Origin of the sequence: Desulfoglaeba alkanexedens ALDC (genome assembly GCF_005377625.1) — a bacterium.
Classification (GTDB): Bacteria; Desulfobacterota; Syntrophobacteria; order Syntrophobacterales; family DSM-9756; genus Desulfoglaeba; species Desulfoglaeba alkanexedens.
Map to the genome: position 1 here is coordinate 2,474,136 of NZ_CP040098.1, position 17,219 is coordinate 2,491,354.

Genomic DNA, 17,219 nt, shown 5'->3' on the forward strand with positions numbered 1-17,219 from the left:
GATCGAACATGACAAAGAATGGGGATGTGCATGGCATCGCACTGGAGATCCTCAACCGTTTGACGAACGGGGTGGTCATGGGCGCCGATGATCTCATGGGCATTGGAGACTGTCTGAACCTTTTGGACGAACTCGAAGGACGCCCGGATCTGCCGGAGGAATGGTCGGAGACGATTCAAGAGGTCAAAAAACGCTTCAACCGGATCATCCTCGAAGAATCCCCTGACGTGGACCATGATTGGCGAGCCATCCAGGAGATGCTCAGCGATCTGGCGGGTGAGGGGCAATCCCAAGACCGAGGTGCGGACTTGGGCGGGTCGACCGGCGAGAATGGGTCCGTATCCCTCGGTGGGGCACCCGCGGAGGCGGAAGCGACTTCCGCTGTGTCCGAAATCCTGGAAAGCCAGGCGCCCGAGGCCGGATCGGAAGAACTGGAAGTTCAGGATCCCGAACTTCTTCGCGACTTTGTTGAAGAGGCCAAAGAGCATCTGGCGTCAATCGAGATCAACATGATTTCCCTGGAGGCCGATCCGGACGACAAGGAAGCCGTCAACGAGGTGTTCAGACCCTTTCACAGCATCAAGGGCGTGGCCGGCTTCCTGAACCTCAAGGGAATCCACGAGTTGACCCACGAAGTCGAAAACCTCCTGGACGAAGCCCGTTCGGGGCATATCAAGATAACGGACGCCCTCATCGACCTGGTCCTAAACGCCGTGGACATCCTCAAGGTGCTGCTCGGCGAACTGGAGGACGCGAGCTCGGGGCGGGAGGGAGCCGGCATTTCGATGCACCTGGTCCGCGGCTTTATGGAGAGAGTGCGTCGCTTCCGGCCGGACGCGGAAGGGAAAGCGTTGCGGGAGGTTCCTCAAATTGGAAAGATCTTGGTCGATCAAGGGGTGATCGAACCGGAGCGCCTCGAGGAGGCGGCCGAAAGGAGTCGTCGCAGCAACCGGAGGATCGGGGAAGAACTGGTTTCGGAAGGTCTGGTGGCACCGCAGGACTTGGGACGTGCCTTGAGGCAGCAGCGGCACCTGAAGGAAGGAGCGGCTTCGGTTCGGGTCGACACCATGAAGCTCGACGGCCTGGTGGACATGGTGGGCGAACTGGTCATCGCGCAATCCATGGTGCTTCAGAATCCTGAGGTGCAGGGGATCAAGGATCAGAAATTCCAGAAGGACGCCGTTCAGCTCCGCCGGATCACCGCAGAACTGCAGCGGATCAGCATGTCGCTTCGCATGGTGCCCATCAAGAGCACCTTTCAGAAAATGATCCGCCTGGTACGGGACCTTTCCCACAAGTCTGGAAAAGAAGTGACTTTGGTCATGCGCGGCGAGGAGACGGAAATCGACCGCAACATGGTGGAGGAAATCTACGAACCGCTGGTGCACATGATCCGAAACTCGCTGGATCACGGAATCGAAATGCCGCAGGAACGGATCAAGGCCGGCAAGGAGCCCACCGGTACCATTTCCCTTTCGGCGGAACAGAAGGGGGGGAACATCATCATCGAACTCCAGGACGACGGCCGCGGGTTGGATGTGGAAAAGATTCGATCGCGAGCAGTCGAACGCGGACTCATTTCCCCGGAGGACGTCCTGGAGGACAAGGATATTTATGAACTGATCTTCCAAGCCGGTTTTTCCACCAAAGACGAGATTACCGATGTGTCGGGCCGCGGCGTTGGGATGGACGTGGTTCGAAAGAGTGTGGAGGGGCTCCGGGGGAAGCTCGAGGTCTCGAGTCGGCCGGGCAGGGGAACCCTTTTCGTATTAAAGCTGCCGCTCACCATGGCCATCATCGACGGCATGGTGATCCGCGTGGGTAAAGAACGCTATGTGATTCCGACGGTGGCGCTCAAGGAATCGCTTCGCCCCGCCCGGGAGAATTACCTCACGGTGCAGGGTCGAGGGGAAATGATCATGGTGCGCGATCACCTCATGTCGCTTATCCGGCTCCACGAACTCCTGGACGTGGAGCCCCAGCACCGCCATCCTTGGGATGCCCTGGTGCTTGTGGTCACCGAGGACACGCGATCGTACTGCCTGCTGGCCGACGAAATCATCGGCAGGCAGGAGGTCGTCATCAAGAGCCTCGGTGGTTCTCTGAGGAATGTAAAGGGGATTTCTGGCGGAGCGATTCTGGGGGACGGCAAGGTGGCGCTGATCATCGACGTCAAGGGACTCCTGAGTTCCTACGAAGAGGGTGCGAGAGATGTTGCGGAACCTCACAGAAGAGTGGCGTGACTTGATTCATCGGCTGGAACGCCTGGAACAGACACTGGCTACCGATGCGGATCCTGAGCGGGCGACCGGCTTGTGGCGTGAGGCGGTCAAGGATCTTGCCGGCTCTGCGGCCATGCTCGGCCTTGAGGGTCTCGACGAAGTGAGCGAGGAGCTGGAAGCCCTTTTCGAGAGGACCGCGGCTTCCGGGTCGTTCGAGGAAGATCTCCCGTTGATCCGCAGGGCCGTGGACAAGCTGATCCGCGAAATACGGGAGGTCTTGGAGGCGGCTGCTCCCGGCGGGGAAGAGGCGGAATTCGCCGATCTGGCAACGGCGGTGGAAAAGCTCGGGGGGCGCCTGATTCGACCAAGCCGGGACGGGCATGAACGCCGCCTGGAGATTGAGTTCCCCATGGATCATGGAATCTTAAACCGGGTGGAAGCCTGTCTCTTGTTTCACGACGTGACCGCTTCGGTTTCCGGTTCTACGGCGGATGAAGGTGAGGTTCTGGAAGAGGTCATCGACGGCATCAAGGAGTTCATGACGTCGTTCGCCGCCGGCAACGTGGAGCGCGCCCAGCAGATCCTGCTCGACATCGCTCAGTGCCGGCATCCCGCTCTCTACAAGGAAATCGGTTTGCTTGCGCGTGAACTGCACACATCGCTCAGGGATTTTCAGCTCAAACTGGATCCCGCCTTGAAAGAAATCGTGCAGGAGAGGTTGCCGGATTCGGGCAACCGCCTGGAGCACATCATCCAGCTGACGGAAAATGCGGCGAATGTCACCATGGACCATGTGGAGGCGATCCAGCGTCGGAATGAAGAAGACCGAGGGCGGGCTTCGCGATTGAGGGAGCTTGCGCAGGCGCTTTATCCTGTGGGGGACCAGGCGGCCAGGCGGCTGGAGGGGATCCTTTCGGAGGTCACGGAGCTCGAAGCGGATCTTTCAAAGAATCACGAGGACCTGCTCACCATTCTGACGGCTCAGGACTATCAAGATCTCACGGGCCAGATCATCTTGAAGATCATCCGGCTGCTGAACGATCTGGAAGACAAGCTGTTGCATCTCATCAAATCGTTTGGGGTGCGTGTGGAGTCGGAAACCGGGAGGCGTTCGTCGGAGGGGGAACTCTACGGGCCGGCTCACAAAGATGTGGAAAGCGCGCTGCATTCCCAGGACGATGTGGATGCCATGCTGGCGGAATTCGGTTTTTGAAGGTGATGCTTCCTTTTTGCCTCGCCCTTCCGGCGTATTGCATTCCGTTCCGCCTGATGCCTCAATCGGCGGAGCTCGTCTTTGAGCTCAAGCAGGCCGGAGGACGGCCTGCCGTTGCCTCCCATATCGCTGGGATGGGACGCTTGCTCCCGCCTGAAAATGCCGGCAACCGTTCGGCTCAGGATTTTACTCGGTTCCGTTCTTGGGATGTTTGGGTTGGAAGAGCTGACAAGGGATACCGGAAGCGGCGAAAACGACTTGACAGGGATGCTTCTTTGATCGGATCCCCCACGCCTTGCAGCCGTAGGGGCGCATCCGGTCCCAGGTGATCTTGAAATGTCGGCAGCCGAAGCAGTTGACTCGTTCCGCCATAGTCCGTTCGTCGCATACCGGCGCCTGCCACCGGTGTTCGGGTCGATAGGGTTGAGATTCGCCCGGGTTCCTGTCAGGGGATCAGCGGAGCATGGAATGTGCCAGGCCGGCGGGTTGCGGAGAGGGCCCGACGGCTGCGGGTCGGCGGCTGCCATGTCGCGCGGCGAAGTCGCCGGAATTGGAAAATGCGTCGCTGCAGCCGGAAAATTTTTCCTTCAAGTAGCCCTGTCAAAATTCCGATTCAGGTATTGAAGGAGAAGCTGCCGATGCTGATCACCGATTATCATGTGCAAAGCGTGCTTCGCACGTACACGAAGCAGTTGCAGCGGCTGCACTGTGATGAAATGGGCGACGGCGGCGGGAAGTCTCGAATGCCCGAAGAGCGGGTGACCATTTCGGATGAGGCTCGCCGACACCTGATCCGGGAGCGCGTGGCGTTGCAGGCGCTCGGGCGTTTGGTGCCGTCCGAGGCTCGATGATCCGGGAAGGGAGCTGCGCGAAGCGGAAAGGAAGGTGCGGCCGGCGCTCCAGGGGTCGGCTGACACCTTTCTGAGCCTTCCATTCAAGTAGAAAAAGGATGGGAACGATGGAAATCAAAAAGATGTCTTCCTATTTGGCGCAAGTGGCTCAGCAGATGGACCTGTCAGCGGTGCGGTCTGCAGAAGATGGCAAAGCCACGAACGTCCGTGACGGGCAGGTGCCTCCCGATCGAGTGGACTTTTCAAGGGAAGCCCAGGAAATGGCGCAGGTGAAGAAAGTGATGATGGAGCGGGACGAGCTGCGGGCCGAAAGGGTCGATCATCTACAGCAAATGGTCGAGAATAGAACCTACAAGGTCGAACCCGAGGAAATCGCGGCTCGCATGCTGGATGAGCTCATCTGACAGGATCTGCCGGTATGACTGTGTCAAAAGTTTGAAAGAAGAGGAGTCGGAACGCAGGGCAATGAGTCACCGATTTGACGAAATCGGTGGGTCATGAAGGCTGTCTTTACCATCCCATCGAAGCCGACGCGCTTCCCGGGTATGCGTATGGATTCCCGGGCTTTTTTTGCTGCGGCGTCCGGCCTCCCCGAACGTGCCCAGGCGGGTTCCCACAGGTGGTCCCTTGTGGGAGCGGCGCCCTTGTGGGAGCGGCGCCCTCGCTGCGATGAGCAACGGATACCTAGAGGTAGCCGGCGAGGTTGAGGTCCTTCTACCTTGTTTCCAAGCTCCACCATCTATCGTGTTCCCAAGCTCCAGCTTGGGAACACAACTGTGCAGAAGCTCCAGCTTCGATTCCCATGAGGCCGTTCCCAAGCCGGAGCTTGGGAACGAGGGGGAAGGAGGCCATTGTAGGAGCGGCGCCCCCGCCGCAATGAGCAACGGATTTCTAGGTGCGTGTCCGAGAACTCAGAATCAACCCTTTCGGGTACCGCAATTTCGCACACTTAGCGTACCCAAAACGGCCAAAATCGGCATTCTCGGACAAGCTCCTAGAGGTAGCCGGCGAGGTTGAGGTCCTTGACAAGCGAGGTGACGCGAAGGGCGGCTTCCAGGGCGACCGTGTTCTGCTGAAGGAGGCTCACCGCTTCGATGAAATCGGTGTCTTTGGTTTCCGAGAGCTCGGTGTTATTGTGAAGGTCAATGCGGTCGATGGCCGCGGTCTGCCTTTCGATGCTGGCCAGCCGGGCTCCCACCCGGGTGGTGATAGCGCGGATGTTTTCCTGGCCCTTTTCAACCGCGTCGAGTTGCACCTGGAGTTCAGCGGAATCACCTGCGCGGATGGCGTCCGAAAGTTTCTTAATATGCGTGAAGATGGATTCGGTGTCTCCCGGTACGAAAAAGGCGTCTTGACCGCTGACATTCACCGGAAAGACGGTTCCCTTGGCGTTGCGCACGTGGATGTCTTGGTAGGCCGAGGCATCGAACGAATCCAGATCGTCGGGGTCGACGGGCGGGGTCGAGGTGGCGCCGTTGAATACATAGCGTCCCCGATATTGCGTGTTGGCCGCGTTGACGGCTTCATCAAGGATTTGGTCCAATTCGTTCGCATAGGCGTTCTTTTCTTCTTCAGAATTGGGCGTGTTGGCCGCGATGCCCAGCTGGCGGACGCGGATCAGAAGATCGTGCAGATGATTGAGGGCGTCTTCGGTGGCGTTGTTCCAGTTTTCCGCGAAGTCGAGGCCTTTCCGGTAGGCCGCCAGCGCCTGGATGTCCGCCTGGATGTCGAGCGATTGTCCCCAGGCGATGGGGTCTTCGTGGGGTGCGGCCATGCGCTCACCGCTTGAAATCTGGCGCGAGTAACGAGCCGTCGCCTCCTTCTTGTCGTTGATGCTTTCCGTCGTTTGCATGTAAGTCATCGGAAGGGTTACCCGCATGACGTGTCCTCTTCTAAAGGGTTCAAGGCACCATATCGATGGCCGTCTGGAGCATGTTGGCCGTGTTTTGGATAAGCTTTGCAGCCGCCTGGTAGAGCTGCTGGTATTTGAGAAGGTCCACCATCTCTTCGTCGATGGAGACTCCGGAGACGTTTTGCCGCTGGGATTCCAGTTCATTCATCAGCGTGTCTTGAAAGTCCGCCTGAAATTCCGATGAGGCGACTTCTGTCCCCACGTTCCTTTGGATGTCGCTCCAATAGCCGCTGAAGGTCATGTCCACCGTGTCGGGCGGTGTGCCGAAGGTGACGGTGGCGGTCTGGAGTTGAGCGATATCGAGGGCATTCGATCCATCGATGGCGGAAGCATCGGCGACGCTTACAGCGAGCGTGGCAGACGGGGGGGTGCCGACCGTGAAGAAGCCGGGATGCTGGGCGTTCACCTGGTCGGCCAGGGTCTGGGAGAACGCATCCAACCGATTCTGCCACGTGGCGATGGTGTCGGCGGCGGTGGCCGGTCCCCCCAGTTTTCCACTGATCGTTTCCATGTCCGTGAGCGTGGCGGTGGTCGTTGATGCCGCATTTTTGAGGTGCAGGGCAGGGGCTGAAGGATCGAAATCTACGGTGTTCACCACTTCCGAGCCGGCGACCAGCGTGTGCCCGTCCAGGCTGAGAACCACGGCGCCCCCGGGGATCTCGGTGGTGTCGAAGTGGATGTAGTCGGCGAGTTCCTTCATGGCCTGGTAACGCTTGTCTCGAAGATCGTTTGCGGTGTGGGAGGGCGTTTCCGAATAGGCGATCTGGCGGTTGAAGTCGGCTATTGTCCGGAGCAGTTCGTTGATTCGGGTTTCCTGGTTTTCGGCTTCATCGAGAAGCGCCAGGCGGGTGTCTTCCAGGGCCGCCCAGGTGCCGTTGATTTGTGAGGCAAGATCCTGAGCCGCTTGAAGGACGCTTTCTTTTTCGGAAACGCCGTCGGGGTTCATGTTCAAGATGTCCCACGATGCCCAGAACTCTCCAAGGAGATGGCTCAACCCGCTTTCCCCTTCGTCCGTGATGTAGGCTTCGGCGGTTTTGAGCGCCGAGGACCTCGTTTCGTGATAGGCCTTGCTTGAAAGGGTTTCAAGCAGTCTGCTTTCCAGGAATTGATCCCGGGCCTGGGTCACATGGGTGATCTGGGCGCCCTGCCCCAGCCAGCCGGACCTTTCCCTTACGGCCGGGTTGGTCGATGTGGCCGCTTTCTGACGGGAGTAGTTCAGACTTTCGGCGTTGGCGATGTTGTGGGACACCGTTTGGATCTGAAGCTGCGTGTTGAGCAGCGTGCCCTTGGCTATTTCCATGGTGGTGCTCAGGCCCGACATGGCTCATGCCTCCCGGCTGATGGAAAGGCCCTTGTACGGCGGCCTTGCAGCCCTTTCCCCCGTACGTGACGGATAGGAAGGCCTGGTGAAGACTTGGGCGAAGTCCTGAAAATATTCCAGGTATCCTTCGATGAAGATGCGGTTCGATTCGTTGAGCGCCTGAATCTCGATCAGGGTTTCCTTGAGGCGTCTTCGTGTGTCGGAGGCTTCGGCGATGTCGGAGTTCCCCGTCTCCAAGGCGCAGGCCAATTTTTCCTTGAGCGAGATGGCGAGAAATTCCTTCTGGGACAGGACCTTGAGAAACGCGTCCGTGGAAGGGTTCCTCAGAAGCCGTCTCTCGGATTCGAGGGCGGCCTTGAGGGCCTCGGCGGCCTGGAGCGCCGAAGCCATGGGGGCGGGGTCTTCGCTTTCCTCGCGAGCCGAGAAGCCGTCTCCGCCCTTAAACGGCGGCGGATTTTCCCGCCGATTCGGCCTAAAGTCCTGATGATCTCTCATCTTGTTTCCCTCTCATTTCTCTAATCGGTCGGAGAACCCGGATGCTTGAGGCTTGGAGCGCCCGAAGCGTCGGCCGGCACCGGGGGATCTTCGGACGCTTCCCGCCCGGGCAAGTCGGAGCTGGAAAACGAAGGCTGGGCTTCGAGAAGCGGTTCGAGTTCTCGATAGAGGAGTCCGCTCAATCCGAACTCACCGCTTCTGCTCACTTCGCCTGCGAGGGTTTCGTCCAGAAGATCCTCGAAGATTTCACGTGCTCTTTCCGGTTCTTCCGCTTGAATGACGGTATGGCGCATGGACTTCAACAGGTAGTGATCGAGCTGTGCTTCGAAAGCCTGACAGGCTTCCCGCAGCCTTTGCCTTTCCCGTTCTTTCCGGTCCGGCGCGTCGGTTGGAAAAGGAGCATGACTGATGCGCATGAGACAAATCCTTTGGCCCGAGCTTTTTTCTTTTCAGCTCGGTTTGTGAAAGATCAGTTCGACCCGGCGGTTGAGTTCACGGCCTTCGGGGGTTTTGTTGTCGGCCATGGGAAGGGTGCTGCCATAGGCTCCCAAAGCCAGTTTTTCTTCCGGCACCAGGCACTCACCGATCAGGTAGTCCATCACGGCCCGCGCTCTGGCCAGGGAAAGTTCGTCGTTGGAAGCGTAATGGAGACCCCGCACGGGAACGTCGTCGGTATGGCCGTCGATGTAGACATGGTAAGGGGTCTCGATCATGAATTTCGCCATCTTTCGAAGAATCGGGTAGGCATCGGGTTTGAGTTGAGCGCTGCCGCTTTCGAAAAGGAGCTTGCTTCCGAAGATGAAAGAGAAATTCTCTGTGCCGAACCTTTTCTTGTAGAAGATGGCGTTACCGAAAGAATCCGGCAGCCGAATTTCCTTTCGGGAGGGCGGCCCGTGGATCACCTCGTCAAGGTCTCGTACGTCCATCAGGTGGACGCTTTCAAGGCTCTTGCTGATATCCTCGATCACCATGTCTCTTTGGGCCGTGACTTTGCCGTGCGTCTTGAACATGAGGATGCCGCCGGCACTTTCGAAGTTGTGAAAGCTGCTTTGAATGGCGCGTGAATTCAAAGACGACATGCTGAGAAGCAGCACGAAAAACATCAGAAGTAAGGTACACAGGGTCGCAAAGGTGACCATCCAGCCATCGGAGCTTGGACCGTTGTCGCTGTTTTTCTTGTTTCGACTCATGGGGGCGGTTCCGTAGTATGCATCCCTTGATTTTCATGGGCTGCCCGGGAGGCTTTGTCCGTGGGGCGGTCCGCCGCGGGCATCGGAAACATCCTGAAGATGAAATTCTTGTAGTTGAAAAAAGGACTTCCTTGCGCCCGCGACCTGATGAGGCTTGCCGGAAGTGTATCGACGACGCCCACGACGATTTCGACTCGGTGGTTTTTGTGGCGCAGGTGCGGGAATCGCTGCCCGTCCACCAGGGGCCGATGATAGCTGAACCCGTGGGCGCTCAGCCGGTCGGCTGGAATCCCCTGGCTCATCAGGTACCGGCTCACGGCCATGGCACGCCGGGTCGACAGTTCCCATGAGTAGTCGGTCCAGGGCGGATGGCTGAGCATCTCAAAGGGATCCGTGTGACCGCGGATCTCCAGTTCCCGCGGATCGTTTTTGAGATACTGGGCGAGAGCGCCCAGGTAGTTTTGCATCCGAGGCTGCAGTTCGAACGTGCCGGAGCGGAACAGGACTTTTTCGTCGATGACGATCACCAACTTTTCTCCCTTTTTCATAAGCTTGACGTCGGGGTCCAGCTCATTTTTCAATGTGATTTCCTGGAGCATTTCAAAATCGAAAGGCGCATCGGGGATCATGGGTGCCCCGGGTTCGCTCACGTCCACTCCCTCTTCCTTTCCGATAGGTGACCTGCCATACGGGAGAAACCCGAAAGCTTCCTCCACGGACTCCAGCGCCGCCCGTTTTCGGGTTTGATCGATCACCGACATGCTGAGCAGCAGTACGAAAAAGGTCAGGAGCAGCGTGCAGACATCGGTATAAGTGATGAGCCACTTGCCCGACTCGGGTGCACCGTCGTCGGGCGGTTTCCTGTCTTTGCGCTCAGATGATTTCGAGTTCGGCATGGAGCGCTCCGGCCGCCCGGATGGTCTGAAGGATCGTGATGATATCACGAGGGGTCGCGCCGATGGCATTCAGCCCCTGGATGACCTGTCCAATGGTTGCCCCCTGAACGAGAGTCAGGGCGCCTTTTCCTTCCTGAACCTCAATGGCGGTCTGAGGCACCACCGCGGTCGCACCTCCGCTGAAGGGGAGCGGCTGAGACACCGCGGGCTGCTCGGTGATCTGCACCGTCAGGTTGCCGTGCGCGATGGCGACGGGGGAAATCTTCACATTTTCGCCCATCACGATGGTTCCCGTGCGCTCGTTGATCACCACCCGGGCGATGGTATCGGGGATGACGTCCAGGTTTTCCACTCTGCGGATCATGGCAACGATGTTTTCCCGGTAGGACGGGGGAACATCGATTCTCACCGTACGGGCATCCAGGGCGCTGGCGTAGTTCCCACCCATGGAGAGGTTGATCGTGTCGGCGGCGGTGCCGGCCGTGCTGAAATCCGGTTCCCGCAGCACGAGGTCCAATCGATCCAGACCCTCATAGGAGACGGTAAATTCCTTTTCCACCGTGGCGCCGCCGCTGACGATGCCCACCGTCGGATGATTCATCTGGACCGTACTCCCAGTGGCGCCCCCCACGGAAAAACCCCCTGTCGTGAGGGGGCCTTGGGCCGCCGCGTAGACTTCGCCGTCCGGCCCCTGGAGCGGGGTGAGCAACAGAGTGCCTCCTTCAAGGCTTTGCGCGTCCCCTATGGAAGAGACCTGCACATCCACTCGATTTCCCACCCGGGCGAAGGGAGGCAGCTTGGCGGTGACCATGACCGCCGCTACGTTGTTCACCCTGAGCTGGTCCGGATCCACATGGATCCCCATGCGGTCCAGGAAATTGGCCAGCGTGCTGGTCGTGAACTGGGTCTTGTTGTTGTCGCCGGTTCCGTTCAACCCGATCACCAGGCCGTAACCGAAAAGAGGGTTGCTCCGTGTCCCCATGAAGTAGGCGATATCCTTGATCCGGGCGCCGTCGGCGTGAGGCCCCGCACAGAACAACCCCAATCCCAGGGTCCAGACGAGGAGGATGAATCGGATGATTTTCATGGCGCGGCCTTCAGTAGGGTAGGAGCAGGTCGATCAACCGGCCGAGAAGACCGGGCTTCTGGTGGCGCGTCACAGGTCCTTTCCCCACGAAGAAGATCTTCGCTTCCGCAATGTTCTGAGAAAGAATGGTGTTGTCGCGACTGATGTCCATGGGGCGGATGATGCCTTCGAGGATGATTTCCTGCAGTTCGTCGTTCACCTTGGTCCAGCGGGATCCGCGGATGACCATGTTGCCGTTGGGCAGGATCTGTACCACCGTGGCGGTCATGTAGGCGGACATGGTGTCCGACTTGGAGGTTCTGCCGTCGCCTTCGAAGGTGTTGTCAACTTTGAAGTCGAAGTCGAAAGGATTGAGCGGCCTCAGAATGGTCTTGGTGGGGGTGCTCAACCCCAGGAATTCGCCTTCGGCGGTGAGCTCTCTCTTGCGGCCGGTATCGGTCGAGGCGCTCTTGGACGCCTTGGATTGTTCACTTACCATTATGGTGACAATGTCTCCCACCTTCCTGGCCTTGATGTCTTGAAAGGGGGAGTCGTCGCGCCGGCTCCAAAGCGACCCGCTGGGGATGGCCGGCTCTCGGTCTTCCTGCGCTGCGATGGGTGGCGGTTCGAGAAGCGACGGCTGCGCGGGGCCCTTCGGCCCGTCGCCGGGTCCCATGCCTCCGATGGAGGCGCATCCGGAAAAGATCATCGCCGCCATGGCAAGGCCCGCAAGCCGAAGCCCGAGCTTCCATCCCACACGCCCACTGGGTTTCACGGTATCACCTCGGATGCCCTTCACCTGGGCGCCCATCGGAAGCTCCCAATCAAGGGGACACCAAAACCGTGCCGGAATCGAGCACGCGGCAGGAGAGCAGTTTGCTGGAGGACAGGTTGATCACGCGCACCAGATCCCCCGCCGCACCGTCTTCCCTGGCCTGTCCCCGCGCGGTCAGCCGAAGCCCGGGCTTCTGATAGACGATCGTTACGGGTTCACCGCGTGTGATGAGAAGGGGTTTGGCCAAAAATGAAGGATCGAGGATCTCGCTGGTTCCGATGTTTCGGATCACCCGTTTCCCGACGGCTTGTTCGAGATCGGAAAGGTAACGGCCGGGTTCGCTCGTGAGAGCCAGCCGCTCCACTCGCACATCGTCCATCCCGATGGCTTCGTCACGATTCAATGGGCGCGTCGTTCGAACCACCTCCTGCTCAACCTGGACGAAACCGGTCACGCGAAGGCTTCTTTCCTCTTCGCCGTCTACGGAAAACCGCATGGTGAGGGCCACGTTGCCCAGGTACCTCTCTTCCGGTGAAGCTTCGACACGATGGGTCAGGCGGCCACACGGTACCGTTGTCAGGCCGGAGACGCGGATCCGGTCAATGACGATGTCCTCGGGGTTCCACGGCGCATTGCCTCTCACGAACTGCCGGTAAATGGCCTCGATTTCTTTCAATTCCAGGAGCCGCGACTTTCTGCGGACAACAATCCTTTCCGGAAGGATGATTTGAGTCCTTGACGGGTCCTGGCCATGAGCTTCGAAGAACCGTTCGAGGTAGAGCCTCAGGTTCTCCGGCTGAATGAACTTTTCTGTGCCCAGCGCCGGGACGTCGCCCACCGTGAGGGATTCCATGATCTCCCGCCAGTCTTCGGGGATGTCTTCCCTAACCATGAGATCCAAGAGCGTCAGTGTGGTCCCCTGCGCTTCGACGAGCGGCAGCGCTTCGATCCTTTCCAGAGGCGAAAGCGCCCCTGCCGATGGCGCACCGACCGGCATCATTACGGCGATCCAGACGAGAACGGCTGCCAGCAGCAGCAGCATTCCCCGGAGACCGGCTCCACGCGGCGGGTGTTTCCGTTTCACCATCATAACGGCCCTCGTCCCGTTACTGCTTCACGCTGTTGGCGATGCGGAGCATTTCATCGGCCGTCTTGATCACCTTGGAGTTGGCTTCATAGGCTCGCTGGCCGGCGATCATGTTCACCATTTCTTCGACCACATTGATATTGCTGCTTTCGAGAAACCCTTGGAGCAGCGTTCCAAATCCGTCGATTCCCGGTTCGCCTTCTTCGGGGTCTCCGGAAGCAGGGGAGGGGACGAAATAGTTCCTGCCCACGCTGATAAGCCCCGCCGGATTGATGAAGTCGTAGAGGTACAGCGTCGCCGTGGCAATGTCGTTGCCCTCCTGATCCATGGCCGTCAGCGTTCCCCCGGGATCGATGTTCACGGTGACGGCTTCCTGGGGAATGCTGATTTCCGGCTGGAGCCGGTGGCCTTCCGGATCACAGAGGTAGCCGTCTTCGTCCAGCTTCAGCGTTCCGGCCCTCGTGTAAACCTCCTCCGTTCCCCGAAGGACCCGAAAGAATCCCTTGCCCTCGATGGCTAGGTCCAGCGGGTTGCCGGTTTCCGTGAAATTGCCCTGGGCGAAGATCTTCTGAACCGTTATGGTCTTGACGCCCATGCCTACCTGGATGCCGGCCGGAACCAGGGTGGCGGCAGCGGTTTCCGCCCCGGGCGGCACGATGTTCTGGTACATGAGGTCTTCAAAATTGGCCCGGCTTCGCTTGAAGCCCGTGGTGCTCGCGTTCGCCAGGTTGTGAGCCACCACATCCATGTTCAACTGCTGCGCTTCCATGCCCGTTGCGGCCGTCCACAAGCTGCGGATCATCGTGCGGCTCCTTTAGGTATTATTAGGTCGTGCTGCCGAGTTTACTGATGAGCTGCGTATCTTCCTGGTGAAACGTCTGGCTCATCTTCTGGTAGGTTTCGAAGATTCTAAGCGTTTCGATCAGTTGGGTCATTTCTGCTACAACGGAGAAGTTGGGATCTTCGAGCGAACCCTGCTCCACCGTGCAGTCGACAGCCGCTTCGGGTGCCGCCGCTGCGTCGGCGGGCCGGAAGCCGTTGCCGCCGACCCTGAGCATCCGGGTGCCTTCGGGGAACGCGACGAGGTCCAACGTGTCGACGGCGAAGCCATCGTCAAAAATCTGACCATCCGGCTCGATCCGGACGTGACGGCCGGTGAGTTCGATGACGCCGCCCTGGCCCAATACGGGCCATCCCTCCTGGGTGACCAGGGCGCCTTCGGCGTCCATGGTCAGGTTTCCCGCCCGGGTGTATAAGATCCCATCGGGACTTTGCACCCGAAAGAAGCCTTTTCCCAGGAGGGCCACGTCCAGGGGATTCCCCGTGGTTCGGATGGGACCCTGTTCGTACTGAGAATACGTCTCCTGGAACATGAAGTCCTCGAACCTGACCCCCTCCTTCTTGAAGCCCGGGGTGTTCGCGTTGGCCAGGTTGTTGGCAATCACGTCCAGGCGCTTTTCCTGCTGAAGCGACCCCAAGGTCGCGACTTGGCTCCCGATTCTCATGGTCCGACTCCTTTATCCTTTACACCTAGCAATCGGAGTGCCAGGAGTGAGGTCGGAACGCTTTGCTCGGCACGAGGTGAGAAGGCGTGCCGGACGGAAAGGGGGAGGCAGGCCGCCGAAGGCTGCGCCGGAACACCGCGGGCGGAATCGAGGAGGGAAATTTTTGCCGCCGGAATGGAGAAGTCAGGACTTGGACGACAGCCTCTGGAGGTTGAGAATCAATTCCACCTCACCGATGGGTTTCTGAAGTTCCTTGGCGATGGCTTGAGCACTGAGGCCCTTTTGAGCCAGGGTGACGACGAGTCTGTGGTCGCCGGTGTTTCCCGGCGGCGCCGTCCTGTCTTTTTCCCTTTGCAGGTTTGAAACCTGAAGCGCGGCCACCTTGTCGTGGATCTCCTTTGCTTCGTCCAAGCGCCGGTCCAGTTCGTCAAGGATGTGCTGAATCACTTCCCGGCGTTCCGTGAGATTTCGCTCGAACTCGTCGGAGAGGGTTCTGGTGTCCGTCACGATCTTTTCAAGCGTGCGCACAAGTTCGTCGCCGCCTTTGACCCCCTGGGGGCGCCTCGCGATCAGAACCATGATGAGAGCGAAAAGCAGGACGTCGAGTCCGATCTGGGCGATGGTTATGATGTGGGAGTCGAAGGGGTTCCCGTCCATAGCGTTCTTGTACTCTCGGAATTTCATGCCGTCAGATGCGTTCCAGCCGTTCGAGCATCAACCGACCCTTGAAGGAATGCTCCTCCAGGTGGGCGCGAAGCTCATTTTCCACAATGGACGCCCAATGCTTGAAGGTGTTCTTTTCCGGGCGCTGGTCAATGAGAAACAGGTAGGCGGTGTCTCTCAGCAGCGGCTCCATGGCCTCGATCTTTTCCTCGGGAACCGTAGTGCGAAACTCGAACACAACGACGAGCGAGAGGATATCGAATCCCTCTTCGGCCTGGGCAGGAATGAAGAATTCGATCTTGCGTTCGATGACGGGGACCTCGATGGGACGGCGAACGACGGCGACCGTTTCCATGGCTTTTCCTTTATCGCCGCCGTTCAGCCGAAGGAGAAAGCCGCCGATCAGGACAATGAGAAGGATCGCTCCGATCCCCAATGAGAGGGACCGCTGTAGCTTGAAGTTCAGCCGCAAACGGGATGGGGGAGTCGGCGGCGGGGAGAGCTCCTCTTCATTTGCGTGTTCTTCCGACGCTTCCCGGCCTTCTCCAGGGCCCCTGGCGGAATCGATGCCCCCGAAAATATCGTTGAGCCCCTCCATGCCGTCTTCATCGACCACGAAGACCTTCTGTTCTTCCTGCGTTTCCTCTTTCCGTGGAGGCGTCTCGCCGGCCATGCGGCATCCTTTCGGCTGTTCCAGAACTATCCGGGGCAATCGACTTGCCGTTAGACATTAGACATTACAGTCTAGGGTCTAGATCTCCATCTTGTTCCCAAGCTCCATCATCCATCTTGTTCCCAAGCTCCAGCTTGGGAACACAACTGTGAAGAAGCTCCAGCTTCGATTCCCATGAGGCCGTTCCCAAGCCGGAGCTTGGGAACGAGGGAGACGAGGGAAGACCGGCCCGGTGTTCCGCTATCGGTAGGAGCGGGCTTGCCCGCGATGCAAACCATCTGTGGGAGCGGCGCCCTCGCCGCGATGAACCAACCCCAATGCTCCACCCCATCGGCCCGAGGGCGGGCCTCCTACAGCGATGCGGATCGCCGGCAAGCCGGTTCCTACAGGGTATGAGTGAAGGGTATTCTCAGACAGCCTCTTGGGGTGTCTCATCTGTCGAGCCGGCCGATCCGGGGCCGGGCTACCGATCTCAGACTTCCTTCATCAAGGCCGGTTTTTGCAGATTCCGCCCTCGCTTCTTTTGCCCGTTCTGGTGCGGCGCGCTGAGGTCGATGTGGTCCGGAAAGTCCTCGGGGCTCAGTTTCCTCGCCAGGCGGGTCCGCAGTTTCAGCATGGCCTTGGTGTGGATTTGGGAAATGCGCGATTCGGTGTAGCCCATTACGTTTCCGATTTCCTTCATGGTCAGTTCTTCGAAATAGTAGAGCGACAGGACCAGTTGCTCCTTTTCGGTGAGCGACGTGATGGCCTCGGTCAGGTGCTGCTGGAGTTCCCCGCGGTAGACTTCCTGGAAAAGGACGTCGTTTTCCGATGCCAGGAATCGGGCTTCGCGGTTTTCCCGGATCACGTCATGGATGTCTTCCGGGATGAACGAGATTCCCTTGATGCTGTCCAGCAGCTTGAAGTACTCGTCCAGATCGATGCCGAGTTCCCGGGCGATTTCTTCGTCGGTGGGAAAACGGCCGAAGCGCTGTTCCAGGCTGTTGCAGACCCGTTCCAGTTCAGTGCTTTTCTGGCGCAGGGACCGCGGCACCCAGTCCATGGAACGGATTTCGTCCAGCATGGCGCCGCGAATCCGAATCTTGGCGTAGGTTTCAAGAGGGATACCATGATTCGGGTCGAACTTCTGGATAGCGTCCATCAACCCGATCACGCCCGCATTGAAAAGGTCCTGGAGGCTTACGTGGTCGGGAATTCTTGCCGCCAGGCGGTAGGCCGTGTACTTGACCAGGTGATAGTGTTCCAGGATCAGTTGTTCGTTGGCATCCGGTGCCGGGGGCCAGGCCGATTCCCGGGCTTGATGAGGTGGTTTCAGGGTTGCCGTCTTTGGGTACATCATGGTGCGTGCTC

General features: G+C 59.0%; 18 protein-coding genes. 4 read left to right on the plus strand and 14 right to left on the minus strand.

Features of this window, described 5'->3' with window-relative positions:
• Positions 1-8 precede the first annotated feature (8 nt).
• The 4 genes from FDQ92_RS11170 (at position 9) to flgM (ending at position 4,690) form a co-directional block, all read left to right on the plus strand.
• A complete protein-coding gene (locus FDQ92_RS11170; RefSeq protein WP_137424964.1) occupies positions 9-2,243 on the plus strand; it encodes a chemotaxis protein CheA in 2,235 nt (744 codons plus the stop codon).
• Positions 2,212-3,435, plus strand: a complete 1,224-nt coding sequence (locus FDQ92_RS11175; RefSeq protein WP_137424965.1) for a protein phosphatase CheZ — start codon at positions 2,212-2,214, stop codon at positions 3,433-3,435. Before FDQ92_RS11170 ends, FDQ92_RS11175 begins: the two co-directional genes overlap by 32 nt.
• A 638-nt stretch (positions 3,436-4,073) precedes the next feature.
• A complete protein-coding gene (locus tag FDQ92_RS11185; protein WP_137424967.1) occupies positions 4,074-4,286 on the plus strand; it encodes a DVU0524 family FlgM-associated protein in 213 nt (70 codons plus the stop codon).
• Between the two features lie 107 nt (positions 4,287-4,393).
• Entirely contained in the window at positions 4,394-4,690 is a 297-nt protein-coding gene (flgM, locus tag FDQ92_RS11190) for a flagellar biosynthesis anti-sigma factor FlgM (RefSeq protein WP_170180315.1), read from the plus strand.
• A 590-nt stretch (positions 4,691-5,280) separates the two neighbouring features.
• Here flgM and FDQ92_RS11195 read toward each other — a convergent pair.
• The 14 genes from FDQ92_RS11195 to FDQ92_RS11260 all read right to left on the minus strand — a co-directional run bounded on the left by FDQ92_RS11195 (position 5,281) and on the right by FDQ92_RS11260 (position 17,208).
• A complete protein-coding gene (locus FDQ92_RS11195; RefSeq protein WP_137424969.1) occupies positions 5,281-6,165 on the minus strand; it encodes a flagellin N-terminal helical domain-containing protein in 885 nt (294 codons plus the stop codon).
• Between the two features lie 22 nt (positions 6,166-6,187).
• Entirely contained in the window at positions 6,188-7,519 is a 1,332-nt protein-coding gene (flgK, locus tag FDQ92_RS11200) for a flagellar hook-associated protein FlgK (protein ID WP_137424970.1), read from the minus strand.
• A 3-nt stretch (positions 7,520-7,522) separates the two neighbouring features.
• Positions 7,523-8,014, minus strand: coding sequence for a flagellar export chaperone FlgN (locus FDQ92_RS11205; RefSeq protein WP_137424971.1), 492 nt, complete (start codon positions 8,012-8,014; stop codon positions 7,523-7,525).
• Between the two features lie 20 nt (positions 8,015-8,034).
• A complete protein-coding gene (locus FDQ92_RS11210; RefSeq protein WP_137424972.1) occupies positions 8,035-8,430 on the minus strand; it encodes a rod-binding protein in 396 nt (131 codons plus the stop codon).
• 33 nt (positions 8,431-8,463) lie between these two features.
• The gene (locus FDQ92_RS11215; protein ID WP_137424973.1) at positions 8,464-9,204 is read right to left on the minus strand and encodes an OmpA family protein; all 741 of its coding nucleotides are present in this window, start codon (positions 9,202-9,204) and stop codon (positions 8,464-8,466) included.
• Positions 9,201-10,100, minus strand: coding sequence for an OmpA/MotB family protein (locus FDQ92_RS11220; RefSeq protein ID WP_170180316.1), 900 nt, complete (start codon positions 10,098-10,100; stop codon positions 9,201-9,203). Before FDQ92_RS11220 ends, FDQ92_RS11215 begins: the two co-directional genes overlap by 4 nt.
• Positions 10,078-11,187: a flagellar basal body P-ring protein FlgI gene (locus FDQ92_RS11225; RefSeq protein ID WP_137424975.1), complete on the minus strand. Its 1,110-nt coding sequence runs from the start codon at positions 11,185-11,187 to the stop codon at positions 10,078-10,080. The genes FDQ92_RS11220 and FDQ92_RS11225 overlap by 23 nt, the downstream gene beginning before the upstream one ends.
• A gap of 10 nt (positions 11,188-11,197) precedes the next feature.
• The gene (locus FDQ92_RS11230) at positions 11,198-11,977 is read right to left on the minus strand and encodes a flagellar basal body L-ring protein FlgH (protein ID WP_137424976.1); all 780 of its coding nucleotides are present in this window, start codon (positions 11,975-11,977) and stop codon (positions 11,198-11,200) included.
• 13 nt (positions 11,978-11,990) lie between these two features.
• Positions 11,991-13,031 (minus strand): flagellar basal body P-ring formation chaperone FlgA, encoded by a 1,041-nt coding sequence (gene flgA / locus FDQ92_RS11235; RefSeq protein ID WP_137424977.1) that lies wholly within the window; start codon positions 13,029-13,031, stop codon positions 11,991-11,993.
• Between the two features lie 16 nt (positions 13,032-13,047).
• Entirely contained in the window at positions 13,048-13,830 is a 783-nt protein-coding gene (flgG, locus tag FDQ92_RS11240; protein ID WP_137424978.1) for a flagellar basal-body rod protein FlgG, read from the minus strand.
• A 22-nt stretch (positions 13,831-13,852) separates the two neighbouring features.
• Positions 13,853-14,533 (minus strand): flagellar hook-basal body protein, encoded by a 681-nt coding sequence (locus tag FDQ92_RS11245; protein ID WP_137424979.1) that lies wholly within the window; start codon positions 14,531-14,533, stop codon positions 13,853-13,855.
• Positions 14,534-14,716: 183 nt separating this feature from the next.
• The gene (locus FDQ92_RS11250; RefSeq protein WP_137424980.1) at positions 14,717-15,217 is read right to left on the minus strand and encodes a DUF6115 domain-containing protein; all 501 of its coding nucleotides are present in this window, start codon (positions 15,215-15,217) and stop codon (positions 14,717-14,719) included.
• Between the two features lie 4 nt (positions 15,218-15,221).
• Positions 15,222-15,869: a hypothetical protein gene (locus FDQ92_RS11255; RefSeq protein ID WP_137424981.1), complete on the minus strand. Its 648-nt coding sequence runs from the start codon at positions 15,867-15,869 to the stop codon at positions 15,222-15,224.
• A gap of 472 nt (positions 15,870-16,341) precedes the next feature.
• Positions 16,342-17,208 carry a FliA/WhiG family RNA polymerase sigma factor gene (locus tag FDQ92_RS11260; protein WP_137424982.1) on the minus strand — a complete coding sequence of 289 codons (867 nt, stop codon included), beginning with the start codon at positions 17,206-17,208 and terminating at the stop codon, positions 16,342-16,344.
• Positions 17,209-17,219 lie beyond the last annotated feature (11 nt).

What these genes read in the sequence shown, in the direction of transcription:
- FDQ92_RS11170 (WP_137424964.1), top strand. Translation starts at nt 9, where the DNA reads ATGACAAAGAATGGGGATGTGCATGGCATCGCACTGGAGATCCTCAAC.
- FDQ92_RS11175 (WP_137424965.1), top strand. Translation starts at nt 2,212, where the DNA reads ATGTTGCGGAACCTCACAGAAGAGTGGCGTGACTTGATTCATCGGCTG.
- FDQ92_RS11185 (WP_137424967.1), top strand. Translation starts at nt 4,074, where the DNA reads ATGCTGATCACCGATTATCATGTGCAAAGCGTGCTTCGCACGTACACG.
- flgM (WP_170180315.1), top strand. Translation starts at nt 4,394, where the DNA reads ATGGAAATCAAAAAGATGTCTTCCTATTTGGCGCAAGTGGCTCAGCAG.
- FDQ92_RS11195 (WP_137424969.1), bottom strand. Translation starts at nt 6,165, where the DNA reads ATGCGGGTAACCCTTCCGATGACTTACATGCAAACGACGGAAAGCATC.
- flgK (WP_137424970.1), bottom strand. Translation starts at nt 7,519, where the DNA reads ATGTCGGGCCTGAGCACCACCATGGAAATAGCCAAGGGCACGCTGCTC.
- FDQ92_RS11205 (WP_137424971.1), bottom strand. Translation starts at nt 8,014, where the DNA reads ATGAGAGATCATCAGGACTTTAGGCCGAATCGGCGGGAAAATCCGCCG.
- FDQ92_RS11210 (WP_137424972.1), bottom strand. Translation starts at nt 8,430, where the DNA reads ATGCGCATCAGTCATGCTCCTTTTCCAACCGACGCGCCGGACCGGAAA.
- FDQ92_RS11215 (WP_137424973.1), bottom strand. Translation starts at nt 9,204, where the DNA reads ATGAGTCGAAACAAGAAAAACAGCGACAACGGTCCAAGCTCCGATGGC.
- FDQ92_RS11220 (WP_170180316.1), bottom strand. Translation starts at nt 10,100, where the DNA reads ATGCCGAACTCGAAATCATCTGAGCGCAAAGACAGGAAACCGCCCGAC.
- FDQ92_RS11225 (WP_137424975.1), bottom strand. Translation starts at nt 11,187, where the DNA reads ATGAAAATCATCCGATTCATCCTCCTCGTCTGGACCCTGGGATTGGGG.
- FDQ92_RS11230 (WP_137424976.1), bottom strand. Translation starts at nt 11,977, where the DNA reads ATGGGCGCCCAGGTGAAGGGCATCCGAGGTGATACCGTGAAACCCAGT.
- flgA (WP_137424977.1), bottom strand. Translation starts at nt 13,031, where the DNA reads ATGATGGTGAAACGGAAACACCCGCCGCGTGGAGCCGGTCTCCGGGGA.
- flgG (WP_137424978.1), bottom strand. Translation starts at nt 13,830, where the DNA reads ATGATCCGCAGCTTGTGGACGGCCGCAACGGGCATGGAAGCGCAGCAG.
- FDQ92_RS11245 (WP_137424979.1), bottom strand. Translation starts at nt 14,533, where the DNA reads ATGAGAATCGGGAGCCAAGTCGCGACCTTGGGGTCGCTTCAGCAGGAA.
- FDQ92_RS11250 (WP_137424980.1), bottom strand. Translation starts at nt 15,217, where the DNA reads ATGAAATTCCGAGAGTACAAGAACGCTATGGACGGGAACCCCTTCGAC.
- FDQ92_RS11255 (WP_137424981.1), bottom strand. Translation starts at nt 15,869, where the DNA reads ATGGCCGGCGAGACGCCTCCACGGAAAGAGGAAACGCAGGAAGAACAG.
- FDQ92_RS11260 (WP_137424982.1), bottom strand. Translation starts at nt 17,208, where the DNA reads ATGATGTACCCAAAGACGGCAACCCTGAAACCACCTCATCAAGCCCGG.